This is a genomic window from Ezakiella peruensis (genome assembly GCF_900215725.1).
GTDB classification, from domain to species: domain Bacteria; phylum Bacillota; class Clostridia; order Tissierellales; family Peptoniphilaceae; genus Ezakiella; species Ezakiella peruensis.
Genome location: NZ_LT962472.1, coordinates 3814 through 21805, shown reverse-complemented (window position 1 = coordinate 21805; position 17992 = coordinate 3814). Strand labels below are relative to the sequence as shown.

8 protein-coding genes are annotated in these 17992 nt (G+C 39.1%); 7 read left to right on the top strand and 1 reads right to left on the bottom strand.

What is annotated here, in order from left to right:
• Window positions 1–87: 87 nt before the first annotated feature.
• From CUU59_RS07585 to CUU59_RS07565, 5 genes are all read left to right on the top strand, one after another.
• Window positions 88–708, top strand: coding sequence for an HAD family hydrolase (locus tag CUU59_RS07585; RefSeq protein WP_099951362.1), 621 nt, complete (start codon window positions 88–90; stop codon window positions 706–708).
• Between the two features lie 594 nt (window positions 709–1302).
• Window positions 1303–1875, top strand: coding sequence for a nucleoside triphosphate pyrophosphatase (locus CUU59_RS07580; protein ID WP_169922896.1), 573 nt, complete (start codon window positions 1303–1305; stop codon window positions 1873–1875).
• 174 nt (window positions 1876–2049) lie between these two features.
• Complete coding sequence (locus CUU59_RS07575) at window positions 2050–2274, top strand: helix-turn-helix domain-containing protein (protein WP_099951360.1); 225 nt, start codon at window positions 2050–2052, stop codon at window positions 2272–2274.
• Between the two features lie 385 nt (window positions 2275–2659).
• Window positions 2660–4441: an ABC transporter ATP-binding protein gene (locus CUU59_RS07570; RefSeq protein ID WP_099951359.1), complete on the top strand. Its 1782-nt coding sequence runs from the start codon at window positions 2660–2662 to the stop codon at window positions 4439–4441.
• Complete coding sequence (locus tag CUU59_RS07565; protein ID WP_169922895.1) at window positions 4441–6213, top strand: ATP-binding cassette domain-containing protein; 1773 nt, start codon at window positions 4441–4443, stop codon at window positions 6211–6213. The genes CUU59_RS07570 and CUU59_RS07565 overlap by 1 nt, the downstream gene beginning before the upstream one ends.
• Window positions 6214–7132: 919 nt before the next feature.
• On the opposite strand, the gene CUU59_RS07560 is transcribed toward CUU59_RS07565, so the two are convergent.
• Window positions 7133–15316, bottom strand: a complete 8184-nt coding sequence (locus CUU59_RS07560) for a S8 family serine peptidase (RefSeq protein WP_169922894.1) — start codon at window positions 15314–15316, stop codon at window positions 7133–7135.
• A gap of 332 nt (window positions 15317–15648) precedes the next feature.
• On the opposite strand from CUU59_RS07560, the gene CUU59_RS07555 reads away from it, so the two are divergent.
• Together CUU59_RS07555 and CUU59_RS07550 are read left to right on the top strand one after the other, a co-directional pair.
• Window positions 15649–16206, top strand: coding sequence for a LemA family protein (locus CUU59_RS07555; RefSeq protein ID WP_099951427.1), 558 nt, complete (start codon window positions 15649–15651; stop codon window positions 16204–16206).
• A gap of 472 nt (window positions 16207–16678) precedes the next feature.
• Window positions 16679–17476, top strand: coding sequence for a TPM domain-containing protein (locus CUU59_RS07550; protein WP_099951356.1), 798 nt, complete (start codon window positions 16679–16681; stop codon window positions 17474–17476).
• Window positions 17477–17992: the final 516 nt, after the last annotated feature.

Genomic DNA, 17992 nt, shown 5'->3' with positions numbered 1-17992 from the left:
ATTATTGCCACGAAGAAGAATTTTTAGGAGGTTTTTATGGATAATATTAAAAAAGTTTTAGAACTTTTGGGGAGCGTTGACTTTTAAATGATTTTTAAGAATATTATTTTTGATGTGGACGGGACTCTCTTGGATTCCCGTTCGCAGACTATAGAGGCTTTTGACCGCCTGGCCATGGATAAAATTGGCCGCCACTTAGAGGGGGAGGAGAGAGACTTTGCCTTTCACAATCCTTCGTTGGAGACTTTGAAGGCCTTAGGGCTAGAAACCAATGAGGAAAATATGGCCGAGCTTTACAGACACTTTCACGATTTGTCTGGGAGTTTGAAATTTTTCCCCGGCATGAAGGAGGTCTTGGACCAAATAAAAACTAAAGTTAATTTTATGGGAATGGCGTCTAATCGCGACACCGATGAGTGCGAGTACGCCCTGGCCCACAATGGTCTGGGCGAGTACTTTGACGACTACGCCTGCAGGGACCATGTGGCTAATCCCAAACCCTCCGGCGACATGCTGGTCTGGTATATGAAAAAGCACGGACTAAATCCGGCAGAGACCATTTATATTGGCAATGCTGTGACCGACCATATGGCCGCAATCGACGCAGGAATAAGTTACGGAATTGCAGAGTGGGGGACCACAGAACACCTAAAAGAAAAGGCGATATCGTTTAAAGAGCCAAAAGATATATTAAAGATTTGCGGTTAAAATCGCGATATTTCGCATTAAAATTGCGACCTTTGAAGCGGCCCCAATTTATTTGCCTCCTCGGAGTGCACTTAGCACACCTGCGTCGGCAAAAAATTCGTCCACTCCAAATTTCATCAAATTTTCTAGCGAAATATATGTTTAAAAAATTCATCAATTTTATCTAACAAATTGGTTATGCTCAGCAATAAAAAATTTTTATGCACAATAAAAATATAAATATAAATATTGATAAGAACGTTGGTAGCGGCCGATTGCAGCCACGCCCAAGAATCGAACGCGAAAGCGTGAAGATGATTGGCAAGCGTTGACTCACGCAACCTCTTGTTCAATCGTTAGACCGAAGGGAAGAACGATTGAGGACAAGAGTCTGAGGAGAATTTCGGACAAAAAATTTTGTTTGATTGGTTGCAACAATCTGAGGAAAATCCCAGACATTCGGCGAATGTGATTGCCCCTTGCGGGTATGAACATTTGTCGTAAAAACCAATAGATTACGAATATTTTTTAGAACGTTGTAACGGCGATCCTGAAATGGTCGCCACTCGTTCGCTTAGGCGGACGAGATATTATAAAAAAAGAAGGAGGGTGCTTATGTCTATAATCCTTGCATCATCTTCGCCCAGGCGGCGGGAAATCCTTGAAATGTTTGCCATTGATTTTGTGACCATGGCGCCGGACATTGACGAGGATATTATTAGAAATAAATATGATTTGGCGGACAAAAATGAACGTGAAGAGTGCTTGAAGGCCCTGGCTTTGGCAAAGGCGAGGGCTATTCAAGAAAAGGTCGGCGATGACCAGATTATTTTGGCGGCTGACACCATGGTCTTTGCAGATAAGCCCTTGGGCAAGCCCAAAGATGACGAGGACGCTCTTGAAATGCTAAAATCTTTGGCAGGCAAAAGTCATGAGGTGATGACGGGCTTTGCTATTATAGGTAAATATGATATAATTAACAAAACGGTTACATCTACAGTTCGCTTTATTCCTATGGATGAGAATTATCTGGCCTTTGCCAAAGCCTATGTGAGGGATGGTTATTCCACAGGCAAGGCGGGGGCGTATGGGATACAAGACAGGGGGGCGTATTTTATGGAAGAGATAGAGGGCGACTATTATAACGTCGTGGGATTGCCGATAGAATCTATAAGATATTTGATTTAAAATAGGTCTCAATCACCTGGCATCGAGCCTAGGTGATTGAGGTGTCCACAATAAAGTGGACGGTACATGGCTACAAAAATATCCGTAGCCTAAATCCTCGACCACGGGGCATTGAACCCCGTGTCCGAGATGGCTGTCCTGTTCCCCGAAAATTGGACACAAAAGGAGGAGAACATGGACTACACCAAAGACTACAAAAAGAAAAAAGTAGAAGAATATCTAAACTCAAAACTATCACTTAGAAAATTTGTAAAAATTAACAACATACCCAAAACAACCCTTCAAGGTTGGATCCAAACATACAACGAATACGGACCAGATGCCTTTATGGACTCAAACAAAAGAAACACCTTAACTTTACAAGAAAGAAGAAAAGAACAACTACCTAAGTCCAAATGAAAAAAGGGCCAAGTATTACGAAGAAAAAGAAAGAGCATAAAGAAGCTTTCTTGCTATATGATAAATTTTTGAATAAGCTTTATGTCAAGGGCTATGCAAGTTGCTTCGCAACCCTTGACAATCGCATTCAAAAATTTAGTTAGCAAGTAGAAAGCATTCTTTTAGATGAACAAATTATTTGTCCAACTTTTTGGGAACACCCCAGGCCGAAATAAATCGGCCTCTACACCGCAAGGCGAAATTTCGATGAAGGACATTGGCAAAAAATATTCGCATGCGACGACCTCGTACGAGTAGGCTCGATGCCGCGAGGACGAGATTAAATTTACAAAACATTTTACCCATACATATGGCGTATAAAAAATAAAACAAAAGGAGAGGGATTATGAAAGAGAAAGATGAAAAGGTTAAGGGGGCAAGTTTAAAGGGTTATGGCCTGATTTTTAAAACTGCTCCTCTGGCAGTGATTTTTCACGTTGTTTTTACAATTCTTAGGGGTCTTAGCCCAACTGCCATTGCAATTTTTATGGGTCTTACAGTTGATGCTGTTATTGACCAAGTTGGAAAGATGGATGATCTGTCTTTAGTATTTAAGTATGCGGGAATTTTGTGTGCCCTTATGGCTTATCAGATGATTTCCAAACCGCTTTTGGAATGGCTATCATCTGTTATTAATGTAAAGCTTGAGGGCGTTTTGAATGAGATGATTATCGACAAGCACACCAAATTAAAGTATTGGCGGCTTGAGGATAATGAATCTTTGGATCTTATAAAGCAGGTTGATAAGGATACTTTGTCCCAATTTTCAAATGTGATTATGACTTATCAGCAGATGTTTATTGTAGGTTTTACAGTTGTGTCTGCTATGATTACCATTACTAGGTATGTTTGGTGGATTGTGCCGGTTACTTTGGTAATTGTTATGCCGCTTTTGTGGCTGGCCAATAAGGGCGCTAAGAAGACTTATGAGGAAGACAAGTCTTTGAATGACAAAAAGAGGTATGTCGATAGTCTTGATGAGGTGCTCTTGAGCAAGGAGGCCGCAAAAGAGCGTTACTTATTTGACTATTCCGACCATTACAACGAAAAAGACCTAGATAAGTTTATGCAAATTCACGATGCTCAGTTTAAGGTTATGCGTGACTGGTTTATTAGAAGCAAGGCTGGGTCTGTTGTCTTTTCTTTGATTGTGCTTTCAGTTGCCATTATTCTTTTACAACCTTTAAGGGCTGGAATCATTAGTTTTGGTATCTATTCATCGCTTATTGGACTTATTACTGCCCTTGTTCAAAGTGTTGGCTGGACTGTGCCACAGGTTATGGATGGATTTACAACCGCCAAATTATTTTTCAATGATTTCTTTAAATTTATGTCCTTTGACGAGGAAGAGAATGCTCTCGTTAGACCAAATGAAGTTCCTAATTTTGAATCTATAGAATTTAAGAATGTTTATTTTACTTATCCGGGTACAGATCGTGAAATCCTAAAGGGTATGAGTTTTAGATTTGATAAGGGCCGTCACTATTCATTGGTAGGCGCTAATGGTAGCGGTAAATCTACAGTTATAAAGCTGATGCTTGGTCTTTACGACAATTACGATGGAGAAATTTTAATCAATGGAGTAGACGCACGTACAATTCCTCTTGCCAAGCGGAGGGCGTATTTCTCTGCAATCTTCCAAGATTACACGATTTTTGGAACAAGCATTAGAAATAATATTGCTATGGGATATGAGAATAGGGAAGCAAAAATCAATGAAACTATTGATGACTTAGATTTAAGAGAAATGGTTAACAAGATGCCGGATGGAATTGAAACGGAGATTGGCAAGCTGGACCAAGAGGGAGCAGATTTATCTGGCGGTCAAAGACAGAGAATAGCCTTAGCTCGTGCGGTTGTATCCGATTCTCCAGTTATAGTTCTGGACGAGCCAACTGCCGCTATGGACCCAACAACTGAATCCAAGCTCTACCATAAAATGGGCAAGCTAACTAGTGGTCGCACAACCATTTTTATTTCACATAGGTTGGGGTCCACTTCGCTTAGCGACGAAATCTTTTTGTTTAAAGATGGCAAGGTTTATGAGCACGGCACACATGGAGAAATGATGGCTCTGGAGGGAGATTATTTTGAAATGTATAACTCACAAAAGGAATGGTATTTATAATGAAGGGTCTAAAGAAATTTTTTAAAACATTTAAAGATGTTACACCAATCGCATTAAAACCTATGTTAAAGAAAAACTCCAAAGACTTTTGGATGACTTTAATATCATCTTTTTTGCAATCGACATTTTTGGGATTAAATATAATTGTTCAGGCAAAATTTTTCCAATATGTAAATGAGTATATAAATGGCGGGCCAGTCCAAACTGTTGCCTTGTGGATGGGAATATTCTTTTCGTTTATAATATTTCAGCAAATTATAAATGCAGTTGTAAATTTCTACATTAACAAGTTTATCCAATCTGGCTACAAGGTTATAGAAAACAATATGATGAGGAAGATAAAAACTTTAAAGCCCCTCTATTTTGAAGACCCAGACAATCTCTTGAAGCTTTCAAGGGCAAGGGCAGGGGCTCAAGACGTCATACTTTTCTTGGTCCTTTTGATTATGAGCATAGCCGGATACCTACCACTTTTTATCATACCAACAGTCTACATGGCAGGCAAAAATGCAAGTTTGGCCTTAATCTTTCCACTGCTCTTGCTACCAGCGATTTTGGCTTATTTTGTCAAGGTAAAAATATTTGTGAAAATGCGCAAAGAAGAAACACAAATAACCAGAGTTCGTGATGAGTACAGAAAATACATTGTGGGGCCAGCTGCCAAAGAAATGCGTATGGGGGGCTTTTATAATTTCTTGTACGGAAAGTATAAAACCGGATGGGAAGCCGTAAAAAGCTTAAAGCTAAAGGCAAATTTAAAAATATTTATAATAGAAACCCTTCTGCAACTAGTATCTGCAAGTGCATATGTCGGAGTAATTTATCTGATAATTCGAGCCACCCTCTTGGGTGATGCTGATGCGGGATTTTTAGCAGCCACAATTGGGTCAATGGAATTTATGTTTAAAATGATTGAAGAATTTTTGACCAACTTCTTCCAACCAATAGCTGAGAGATACAGCGGTATAGAATTTTACTTACAGCTAATGAATGAACCAGACCAGGAAATTGGAAAAAATCTTACAGATATAGAAAAAATATCTGTAAGAAATCTGTCATTTAAATATCCAAAAGCTGAAGACTATGCAGTAAAAGATGTTAACCTAGACCTAGAGAAAAATAAATTACTCGCAATAGTTGGAGAAAACGGGTCAGGCAAGTCGACACTCTTAAAATTAATCCTTGGCCTATATGATAGTGGGGAAGGTAATATAAAATACTACGATAAAATGAATCAGGAAATTATAGGACCTAACCTCAGGGAAAAAGCAAGCGCAATCTTCCAAGATTATTATAAATACAAAATGCAACTGGATGAAAACATAGAAATCTCAGACCTAAATAAAAATGAATCCTACAAGGGAGCCCTAGAAAAAGCTGGCCTCTCAGAAAATATGGCAATCTTTCCCCAAGGAGGATCTACAATTTTGGCCCGGGACTTCCACGGCGTTGACCTCTCCGGCGGCCAATGGCAAAGGGTGGCAATCGCCCGTGGCGTCTACCGCGACCGCGACATAATCGCTTTTGACGAACCAACAGCGGCAATCGACCCACTGGAAGAATCTGCACTCTATAATAAACTCCGCGAAATCTCTGAAGGCAAAATTGGTTTACTAATAACTCACAGAATTGGATCAGCCCGTATTGCCGACGAAATCGTCGTCATGAATGGGGGCAAGGTGAGTGAAAGGGGCACGCATGAAGAGTTGATGGAGAGAAAGGGAGAGTATTATTCGATGGTGCAGGCACAGGCCAAATGGTACTCTGAGTAATTTGCGGTTAAAACGGCGACCTTCACTCGTTTCGAAATGTTTGCTCACTGCGGAGGGCACTTGAGCCCACCTCATTCGCAAAATTTCTGTACTTCGTGAATCTCATCCGTTTTTCCTCGCAAATTATGTAAAGATGAATCTCATCGAAGTTTCCTCGCAAATTTAGAGAGGGATAAAGGCAAAACGATTTTTCAGAACGTTGTAGGGTCCACTTGCAGCCCTGCCCAAGAATCGAACGCGAAAGCGTGAAGATGATTGGCTAGCAGTGACTCACGCAACCTATTTCTCAAGAAAACGAGCCAAAGGCGATGTTTGATTGATTGAAATAGTCTGAGGAGAATGTGGACCGAAAAGTCTTGCCCAAGAGGTCAATTTCCCGTAGCGGCGATCCTGAAATGGTCGCCAAGAAATTGACCGATTGGTGAATCTTACGGCCATAGCAAATTGTATGTAGAAAAATAAATTCATTGCCCACGTTTTATACGTGGGCTTTTTATTTACATATTATTAATGAAATACATTCTGCTTTATAAACCTCGGTCCCTCAACCGGGGTTAACCTGGTATCGGTAACGTAATGGCCGAAATTCTCCTCAGACTCTTGCTCTCAATCGTTTTTCCCTTCGGTCCAACGATTGAACAAGAGGTTGCGTGAGTCAACGCTTGCCAATCGACTTCGCCTTTTCGAAATTTTTAGTCCGAAATAAATCGGACGCTACCTGAAAATTTCGAGGCTCGTCTCTTGGGCGTGGCTGCAATCGGCCTCTACACCGCAGGGCGAAATTTAGATCAAGGTTATTGAAATTAAGAAATATTAAAATCGAAATTATTATTTAAATCGCATTTATCGAAACACAAAAAAGACGCCGTGGGGGCGTCTTTTCCTTTGCCTGCGATTTGTAATTGTTCGCTAGCAATTTTTAGTTGTTTTCAATCCATGTGATTATTTTGTCTAGGAGAACGGCAAGTTCTGCTCTAGTAAATTCACTGTTAGGATAGTACATGCCGTCGGTTTGTCCTTTGATTAGGCCGATTTTTGCCATTTTGATTACGGAGTCCTTGCTCCAGTCGAGCAGGCCGTCGATATCATTGTAGGTCAGCTCTTCGGTTTCTGGCATTTGGATTCCATGTTTTTCTAGGAATCTGGCAAGGATAACTGCCATTTCTTGTCTGGTGATCAGCTTGTTTGGCTTGTAAGTTCCGTCTTCAAATCCTTTTACATGGCCATGGCTAGCTGCCCATCTGACTGCGTCGAAGTACCAATCTGTGAGTTTGATATCTCCAAAGGTCAGTCCGGCATTTACAGTTTTGTCCTTGGATATTCTCATGAGGACTGTTGCAACCATAGCTCTTGAAACTGGTTTTTCTCCTTCAAAGGTGCCTTGGTCAGTTCCCTTTAGGATGCCACGAGCAACTACATTGTTAATTGCCTCTGTGTTGGCATCATCTTTGAGATCTTTGAATTCGGCTTGTAAGATTGGCCTGGTTTCTATGATTCCATAGTCTTTCTTTTCCTCATCTGGTTTAAGATCAGTTTCTGTTTTCTTTGCCTCTTCTTTTTTATTTTCTTCTTTCTTTGGTTCTTCAACTTCTGGTGTACTTGGCTTGTAAGGTTCGTATGGTTCGTACTTGTAACCAGGGTTATATGGTTCTGGCTTTGGCTCAGGTTGTGGTTCTGGTTGTGGCTCAGGTGCGACTTCATTTTTCTTGTAAGCTGCGATAAGTTTCATATCCTTAATTACTTTTGCAGCAAAGTCGTAGTCTTCACCATCCAATTTCCAGCCTAGGAAAGTGTGGTTCTCTTTGATTGGGTCTTTTTCAGGTCTTGCAATTGTATTGCCACTTGGTACTTGAACTGTCCATTCTTTTTCTCCATTTGCAGGGTCAAAGGTAACTGTGTATTTAATTTCTTCCCATCTTGCGTAGAGAACTGTATCCTCTTCGATAGGAGTGTTGAAATCAAATTCTTCTTCAGCGATTTCGCCTGCAAACCAGCCTAGGAATTCATAGCCTTCTTTTACTGGCTCTGCAGGTTCTTGGGCTTTTTGTCCCTTGATAATTTCTTGGGTCAAATCATCTGTGCCGTTTTCAGCCTTGAAGGTTAGAGTAACTTTTTCTAGCTTAAGGTCTTTTATCATGGCCAAGGCACTCTTTAGGTTAATAAGAGCATTGTCGATATCTTCCTTGGATGAGTTTTCATCATTTAGAACTTTTTCGGCTTCAGTTAGTTTTTCTTCTAGATTTTCTTTCTTGTCTGCTGGTCCGTAGATGAATTTTTCGTCAGATTTTATATCATTAGCTTCTTTGACTAAATTTTCAAGTTCTGTCTTATCGAGTGGGAGAACTCTTAACTTAACTCCATCGCTAATGAGTTTGTTCACTTCTTGTTGGTAGACGATGATTTCTTCGCCTTGGCGAACTTGTCCTACATTTATAGAGAACTTGCCGGTTGAACCGATTCTCATACCTGTTCTTAGATTGGATTTTGTGTCTGCGAATGCGCCTTCCTTACCAACAACTTCGTAGTAGATGGTGGCTCCAACTGTACCGGTACCTCTGACATACTTGTCATTTACAAAGGCGTCTTTAAGGATGACTGGGTCAGTTTTTTCGGTCGGCTCTTCCATACCGCTTAGATCTGCCAAAGCATCTTCGATAGCCTTGATGGCTGCGTCGACTTGTTCTTGGCTGGCTTTTTTGTTGTTGAAAGTATTTGTACCTTCGATTATAGCATCTTGGTAGGTTTCTCTTTCTTTTTCTGTTGAGTTCCAATATTTCTTGGACTTGCAAATATTATTGTAGTCATCCAAAAGTTTCTTTAGCTCAGACTTGTCTGCTTCATCAAAGCCGTCTAGGTTTTTGAGGGCTGCTTTGATATCTGCTATAGCATTGTTGATGGCTTCTTCTGTGGCATTTGGATTGTCGTAAACATTTTGCCCATTTGTAAGTGCATCGTCGTAGGCCTTTTTATCTTCGTCTGTGTCGAAGATGTAAGTGTCTTTGGATCTTACATTTTCTGCATCGTCCAAAAGTTTCTTGAGCTCTTCTTTTTTTAGGTCTTCCATAGAACCAATGATGGCATCACGAGCTGATCTTACTTTTTCAGCTAAATCGTCGATGGCCTCTTGAGTAGTTTTGTCCTTTTCAAGCTCTGCCTTTGCATCGGCGATAGCATCGTCGTATGCTTGTCTCTTCGCCGCATCAGCATTTTTATACTTGTCTGTTTCTTTTAATTCATCATATTCTTTGATAAGAGCTTCGAGGTTATCTTTATTGACTATTTCTTCGCTTTCATCGCGCTCAAAGTTAAATGTTAGCTCAAATTTTTGGTAGTCTGTAACTGTAAACTCCTTGATTTCTTCGTCTTTAAGTTTGTATCCTTGATCACAAGATAAGAATTTCACTTGGTATACTTGTGTTCCTGTTGGTATATAAGGAATCATAGTTAGATCTTCTGTATAAACCTTGTATACGCCGTTAACTATTACAGCGTATTTTGCTGAAATTTCTTTTGCACCTGCAAGTGATTTTACATTTACCGGTAGAGGCACTGTAAAACTAATAGTAGGTGGATAGGATGATTTAGGATAAGCTACTATATGAGTTGGGAAGTAAGGATATTTATTGCCTTCGGCAACTATTTTATATTGCAAGCCTTGTACTGCAGGGAATTCAAATCCGTTTGCAGTTTTTGTAATTTTTACTTCATTTTCATTTGGATCAATTACTTTAAATTGGACCTTTGATAAATTTTCATCTATGCCTTTAAAGTTAACAACATTAACTTTTTGTGTTTCTTTCGCATCTGAAATTTTAAATACAGCTTTGTACTCCGGATTTTCTTCTGTAAGCTCAAATTCTATTCTTGAATTTTCATAATCAAGTTTTGGATATATTGATGGAGCTAGCACAAAAGCATACTTGCCGAAATCAAGGGTAAACACTTCGTTTTGCAATGGGAAATTATTAACTACTGTGTCTTGTCCATTAACAATCTTATAAAGTTTTACACTTGGGAAAATTTTTGATGAACTTCCATCGTACTCATAGTCCCAGCTAGCTGTACCCTTTGTTGGTTTGTCAGGCTTAGGGTCTGGTTCTGGTGTTGATCCTTTAAGCATTAGAACAAATTTAACTACAGCATTTGGATTCTTATCATCTATTGTAACTGTTTTTACAATTTCAGATTTGTCTAAATCATATTTAGTTTGATCTAGCATATAATCGCTTAATTCAACTTTATATGTGCCATATGGAACTTTATCCTTAACTTCATTGTTTGATAAATATATCGCCCCTGCCCATGCTGAGATAAACATATCAGATTGCTTTTCAGTTTTTCCGTCTGATTCCCAAATCTCAAATTTAAGAGTACCCTCACCTGATGGGGTTGGGTCAGGTTCTGGTTCCTTATAGTCTTCGAGCTCTATACGTAAGTTCTTTGTATCTTTAGTAACTGTTATTGTATTAAATTCTTCTTTTTGAATATACTCATATGGTTCAAATACTTCAAGTGCGTGCTCGCCAACTGTGATTTCTACTTCGCCATCTGTATATTTAGTTTCTTCATCTCCATCTAGTATAAAGCTAACTGGGCTAATTTTTTCATCGTCGTAGTAGAATTCAAAGTTTACTTTTACTTTTTCTTCTGGTTCTTCTTCCTCTTGAGGAATTATTTTGAGTTCAACTTGGAATTCCGGATATGCTACAACAAAATCTTTTTTATCAACAGTGTATCCTTCAGGAAGTCCTTTGACTTCTACCTTGTAATAGTCATATGGAAGGTCAACAAACCAAGAGTCTATATCTTTCATACCAAAAGTTTTACTGATAGCTTCTCCCTTTGCTCCAGTTAAAACATATTCATATGATCCTTTTTGTTTATCCATTGGTAAGATATCTTCATTTACAAAGATAATACCTTCTCCAACCTTATCTGTCTCAGAATAAGCCATCCAATTAAATACTACTTCTACAGGCTCTGTAACAGATTTAAATGTAGTCGAGTCTTGTTCATAGCTTTGATTATCAATGGTTATAGTTGTCTCGCCAAATTTTTCTTTATCAGCAATAGCTTCGACGTAGTAATAACCTGGTGTTAATTCGACGCCAGCTTTATCATATTCATAAGCCTTGCCTTCTTTGCCATTTGTTACCCATCCATAGAAGTCGCAGATGTAATAATCAGCATTTTCGTAGTTGTCTTTAATAGTAAATTTAAATTTCTTGTCGCCGATTTCGTTGTATGTGAATGTTACATTTGCTTGAGGCTTTTCATTTGTTAGTGTTACATATTCATAAGGCTTTTCAAGATAATAGCCTTCTGGCATCTCTGCTGGGAATATCATCCATGTACCGGCAGCTAAATCGTCAAGCTCGACTATAGCTCCTTTTTCGCTCTTTGCCATATACTTAGGACCAGTACCCACGCCTTCAGTTGTAACGTGAACCTTATAGAAGCCGGTTCTCTTGATATTTGCATATATAGTTTCAAAATCTGTTTCTTTAGAAACTGTAAAGGGCATGTCTTCTTGGAATGTTATTTCATAACCATCTAGGCCCTCTTTAAATTCTGCATAGAAATCGTATTCGCCGTATGGAAGTTCTACGTCGTAGTATTCACCAAATGTAGGAGAATATTCAAATTCAATAACTTTTTCAGTGTTAATATTCTTTGCAAATAGTCTAAAGTCACCAGCTTTTAAATCATCTTGAGATTCAACTTTTATTGATAATTTCGCTGTTGGAATTTCTGTAAATTCAAGAACTATCTTGTGCTCTTTATTTTCTTCCGATATTTCAAATGGATTTTCATTTTCGCCTTTGAGTTCGTATTTGCTTGAATAATCTGTAACGATTAGTTTATATTTGCCAAACTTAAGATTTTCTATAGACTTAACTTCTTTTCCAGCTTCATCCACTACTTTGTATTCAAGATTTAGTGGCTCTCTGCCATTTTGTTTAATCTCTACTTCAAGTGAACCAAACATGTCCTTAAATACAAGCATCTCGGCTGTTACATCGTTTTTGTTAAAGCCTTTATCTACAGCATTTATATCTACATCTTTTAATTCAATTCCTTCAGCTAATTTTACAGTAATCTTACCATCTTCATTTGTAAATGGAATATCTTTATCATCTACTTTTATAGTAAATTCTCTTAATCCAGAACCTTCTTCTAATAAATTAAAAGTAAGCGTTCTTGCACTTTCATCATAATGAGCATCTTTAAATTCTGGAGCAAGTGTATCTATCATAAACTTCATTTCTCTGAAAGTAGCTGGATAATTTTCATTAGCGCTCTTAACTGCTTCAGCAGATAGTTTTAGAGTGTAATTACCATCTTTTAAATCCTTTACAGGTATAGTGCCTGGTGAAGTGTAGCCAAGATAAGTAGCTCTTGAGTTATCATCTGGTATAAATGATATATTAGTTAATTTTAAACCAAGTGGATAATCATCTTCATCGCCTGCTTCGTTAATAACTGTTGCCTTAACGTTGGCACTTCTAGTCATAACTAGGTTAAGACCCAGTGCGTCATTATAATTATCTCCGTTCGGTGAGATAACTACAGGTTCAAAGACAGGTTTTGGTTCTACGCCATTAGCTTCTGCCTTATAAGCATCGATATCATCAAAGTTCTTAAGACCAGCTATAACGATATTGTTATATTTCTTGCCGTCTTCGCCTACATATGATCCTTGTATAGTTTCAAAGTGTGTTGAATACTTAAACCAATCGTTTTTCTTGAAATTATATGACCAGTACATCGGTTCGTCGCCGTTTTCAAAAGTAAAGTCGTATAATGGTTTTTCAATCGAAGGAATCTTGCCGAACTCGCCCTTAAATGAAACGAATGGGAAGGAAGCTTCCATGCCATTTTGGTCAGTCAAGTGAAGGAAACCTTCAACAAAAGCGCCATTAGTAAAGTCAGCAAATTTCTCAGTGTTTTCTATAGGGAATGTAATTGTAACATCCTTAGTTGTTTGGCCAGGAACTTCAATTTTATAATCAAAGTTCTTGTCAAATAATTTATCAGGTCTAAGTGAAAGAGTCTTTCCTTCGTGGGCTTCGATAGTTGCTTGAACGAATGGAGTTAATGTCTTTGGCTCAGCTGAGTAATTATGAATAGTTAAATTAAGTGTGATTTCATCATTAACATCGCCTACATATTTGCTAGCAATCTTGGTATCTTTATCAACAACTGTAAAATCAAGTTTGCTTGCCTTTACAAGGTTCATGATACCTGCGCCTTGACGACGAGGCGAGGTTGTAAATCCTGTAACTGGATCCATGTGTGGAACAGCAGAGTTCATGAGTATGGTCTTTGTTAAAGCCGCTTTGTGTTCTTCGCCAGCAAACATTAAGTCATTTAGACGAGTGCGGATAACGCCAACGCCACCAGTTACGTGAGGTGTCGCCATAGAAGTACCACTCATGTCGCCAAAGGTATTGCCCATAGTTTGAGTTGAGTAAATGTGGCCGCCAGGAGCAGTGATATCCGGCTTCATGTAACCACCAGCTGCCAGACCCCAGTTGGTAAAAGCACTTAGCTCACCGTACTCTGGGTTTGCCGTTTCGCGTGGAGTCATGTCGATGTGAACAGTATTTGATTTTCCATTAAGAAGCTTTTCACCAACATTTAGGCCTACAGCTACTGCCGGAATCTTGGTTCCTTCTATTGCAAGACCCAATTCGCCTTCTACATTGTTGTAAATAATTACGCCAACTGCTTTAGCAGCTTCAGCATTTTTAATTTTTTCAGTAAAGGTAAGTCCGCCTCTTTTAATTAGTGCGACTTTTCCCTCTACATCCTTGCCTTCAAAGTCCTCAGGTTTACCTAGACCGCAGTCCATAAATTCGTAGTCGCCCTTTTCGAAGAATATATCTCCGGCTTTTCTAAAGGGAAGTTTCATGCCTTCGTATTCCATAACTTGGGCATACATAGTCTTATTTTCCAAAGATGCAACTGTAATAGCATTAGTAGCAATACCAGGAGATGCCATAGTACCAAAATCTGGATTTTCTATGTTTAATTTACCTTGGTATTCGCCCTCGTTGCCAGCAGCTATAACAATGTTAGTATCAGCTGCATAACCGTTGTTGATTGCATCGGTAATGTACTTAGGAACACTATTTGGTAGACCCTTGGTTGAGCCCAAGCTCATGTTAACAGCGTCTGCGCCCATAACAATGGCGTCTTGCATAGCTCTAATGTAAATATTTGATGAAGTCGATCCTTGTCTCATAACATTCATCATGAGAAGCTGAGCTTCAGGAGCCACACCCCTCCAAGTCTTGCCATCGATTTGGACCGCATTACCTGCAACTGTACCAGAAACGTGTTGGCCGTGAGCAGCAAGTTCCTTTTCAGGATTTAGGTTTTCATTATTATTATTGTAATTCCAGCCGAAAGGAATTTTTTCGCTGCGGTAAACTTTTTCATACAATTTCTTGTCAGCACTATTATCTTTTACAGTTAATTTGCCAGTCGTAAGCAGACTATTGATGTCGGGTTTTCTAAGTCTAGCAAGACCGCCATTGGTCAGATAAAATGCCTCGTGGCTAGGGTCCATATTACTATCGATGATAGCAAGCACTGTGCCAGCGCCGTTGTATTTTTCTTGCAAAACATCGTCATTGCCGATTAGCTCATTTGAATTAACCATCTTGATGGAATCGGTTATCACGGTCTTGTCTTGGAAGACAGCAATGTCTGAGCGAACAACATCGGCCTCACGAATGATTTCGTTAGCGTAGATGTTTTTTACAAAGTCAAATTTCTTAATAAGATCTAAATCTTTTTGGCCTGTCTTGACGCAGAGGGAAGGGAGCAGAAGTTCTATCCTTGAAATAACTTCTAAGCTCGGTATGGCTTCTTCCAATTGCTTTTGGTAGAAGTCAAGCGCCTCATCAGCAAGGGCAATTGCCTTGTCATAATCATTGTCTTCGTATGCCTTAACGTAAAGAGGAGCATATTTTTCTACAGCTATGTAGATAATATACTCCCCAACTTCTTCAGCTAGTACAGGGGTTTTAAAGCCAGCAAATAGCGATAAAACCATTAGAATTGAAAGTAAAGCTGAAACAATCCTTTTGTTCATAAATAATCCTCCTAAAAATATTTTTGTGCAGGCCACTAGAATTATATGGCTAAGCAAATTTCGGTTTAGCGCATTAAATTTAATAAAAAACACTAGATGGTCCTTACACATTTTGTTGATGACACAAGGTATTCATCAACCTGTAATCTAATTGTAACAAAAATTACTTATAAGGTCAACAACTAAAGCGAAAATTTATGAAAATTTTTTTCGAAAAATTTATTGGTCACACTTATACTAGTAATTTATCTTTCTTTTTATTTTTTATTTATTTTATAAAATTTTTGGGTAATAATAGGCATAAGATATTTAATATAGAAAGGAAGATAATTATGAAGAAATTTTTACCTATTATAATAGTAATTGTTGTGCTAGCTGTAATTTTTGGCGGCATGTACAATGGTCTTGTTGGCCAAAATGAAGAGGTTGACTCTGCATGGGCCCAAGTTGAAAACGTATTGAAGAAGAGGGCGGACCTCATTCCAAACTTGGTTGAAACGGTCAAGGGCTACGCCCAACATGAAGAAGATATTTTTATCAAGGTTACCGAGGCCAGATCAAAGGTTTTAAATGCCAAGACTCCTGAAGAAGCAGCAGAGGCAAATGCTGAACTGTCAAAGGCTATTGGCGACATCAATGTAGTTGTGGAAAATTATCCAGAACTCAAGGCCAACGAAAACTTTATGGCCCTCCAAGCTGAACTTTCATCGATTGAAAATGAACTTTCAACTGAAAGAATGCGTTACAATGACAAGGTCAAGGTTTTCAACCAAGACGTCAAGAGATTCCCAAAGAAAATTATTGCCTCTATGTTTGGTTTCTCACCTAGTGAATACTTCCAAATATCGGAAGAAGATAAGGCGACACCGAAAGTGGACTTCAACAAATAATTTGCTGTTAATTTGTTGCTAAAATTGCGACTTTTTGCAGTGTTCGACTTTTTCGTCATTGCGGCGTAGGACTCACTACGCCTCATTCCTAAAAAGTCTCAAGCTRCAAAAATYCATCAATTTTATCTAACAAATTATGTAAAGATGAATCTCATCAAATTTTCCTACGAAATTAAGAGATGTATTAAAATCGAGAGAAGATAATTTTATCTTAATTTTTCCCAATGGTATTTATTTTTTAAATCGCTCTGCGGTTGTAGGGGCGACTTTATTGTCGCCACCGCCTCGTATGCCCAAGAGAGCGATAAAATGGATGAATGCATTTATCCTACGATTATTGTTCAGAACGTTTGTAGGGGCGACTTTATGTCGCCCGCAAAAGTCTTGCCCTAAAAGTAAGGCGAAGCCATCTCGGACACGGGGTTTGATGCCGCGAGGACGAGATTGATACACAAAGAAAGGAGGGGAGTGAATGATGAAAAAATTTTTAAATATTTTGATTGCATTTATGATGATATTTACATTTTCCATAAATGCGGATAGGATAAGTGATTTCGACTATGACTCACTTCCCGATCAAGACTATTATTTTTATGCCTACGATGAGACGGGAACTTTGTCCGAGTCTTCCAAGAAATTTATCATAGACCACTCCAGCGAGCTCTATGACAAGGCCGGTGTCCAAGTCGTAGTGGCAGTCGTAAGTGATTTAAATGACATGACCATAGAGTCCTACGCGACCAGGCTCTTTGAGAAGTGGGAGATTGGCGACAAAAACGACCAGGGCCTTTTGATCTTGGTTAAGCCAAAGACCGCTACTTCAAAAGGGGAAGTTAGACTCGAAGTTGGCTACGGGCTCATGAAAATTATGCCAGCCCAAAGGGCCAACCAAGTTATACAAAACGTCATGATCCCCGAATTTAAAGACGGCAATATGGAGCAGGGCATCATGGATGGCTACAATATAAGCTTAGGTCTAATTGCGGATTATCTAGGCGTAAAACTTGAGGGCATCAGACCAGTCTCCACAGACACTGGAGAAGATGCCATGAGCGCGACTAGACTTATAATCCTCTTACTAATACTATTCTTTCTCCTAAAAAGCGGAGGCCGAGGCCCACGCATCTTCTTTAATCCATTCGGTGGCGGCACCTACTACGGTGGTAGAGGCCGCGGTGGCTTTGGCGGTGGCTTTGGTGGCGGCCGTAGTGGTGGATTCTCTGGAGGAGGGGGGAGGTCTGGGGGAGGAGGTAGCTCCGGCTCCTGGTAAAAATTTGCGGTTAAAACGGCGACCTTCACTCGTTTCGAAATGTTTGCTCCTTGCGGAGTACCATATGTACACCTCACTCGCAAAATTTCTGCACTGCGCCTTTCTCATCGAAATTTCCTCGCAAATTTCATGTAAATGTACACTTGAGCACAGCTGCGTCGGCAAAAAATTCATCCACTCCAAATCTCATCAAATTTTCCAGCGAAATATATTTATAAAAGATAAAGTGAATCTTACGGCTATAGCAAATTTAGAGTGATGTAAAAGTAAAACGATTTTTAAGAACGTTGTAGGGTCCACTTTATGTGGACCGTGGGGTGTTCCCAAAAAGTTGGACAAATAATTTGTTCATCTAAAAGAATGCTTTCTACTTGCTAACTAAATTTTTGAATGCGATTGTCAAGGGTTGCGAAGCAACTTGCATAGCCCTTGACATAAAGCTTATTCAAAAATTTATCATATAGCAAGAAAGCTTCTTTATGCTCTTTCTTTTTCTTCGTAATACTTGGCCCTTTT

Coding starts and splice junctions, on each gene's coding strand:
- CUU59_RS07585 (WP_099951362.1), top strand. CDS start 88: ATGATTTTTAAGAATATTATTTTTGATGTGGACGGGACTCTCTTGGAT.
- CUU59_RS07580 (WP_169922896.1), top strand. CDS start 1,303: ATGTCTATAATCCTTGCATCATCTTCGCCCAGGCGGCGGGAAATCCTT.
- CUU59_RS07575 (WP_099951360.1), top strand. CDS start 2,050: ATGGACTACACCAAAGACTACAAAAAGAAAAAAGTAGAAGAATATCTA.
- CUU59_RS07570 (WP_099951359.1), top strand. CDS start 2,660: ATGAAAGAGAAAGATGAAAAGGTTAAGGGGGCAAGTTTAAAGGGTTAT.
- CUU59_RS07565 (WP_169922895.1), top strand. CDS start 4,441: ATGAAGGGTCTAAAGAAATTTTTTAAAACATTTAAAGATGTTACACCA.
- CUU59_RS07560 (WP_169922894.1), bottom strand. CDS start 15,316: ATGAACAAAAGGATTGTTTCAGCTTTACTTTCAATTCTAATGGTTTTA.
- CUU59_RS07555 (WP_099951427.1), top strand. CDS start 15,649: ATGAAGAAATTTTTACCTATTATAATAGTAATTGTTGTGCTAGCTGTA.
- CUU59_RS07550 (WP_099951356.1), top strand. CDS start 16,679: ATGATGAAAAAATTTTTAAATATTTTGATTGCATTTATGATGATATTT.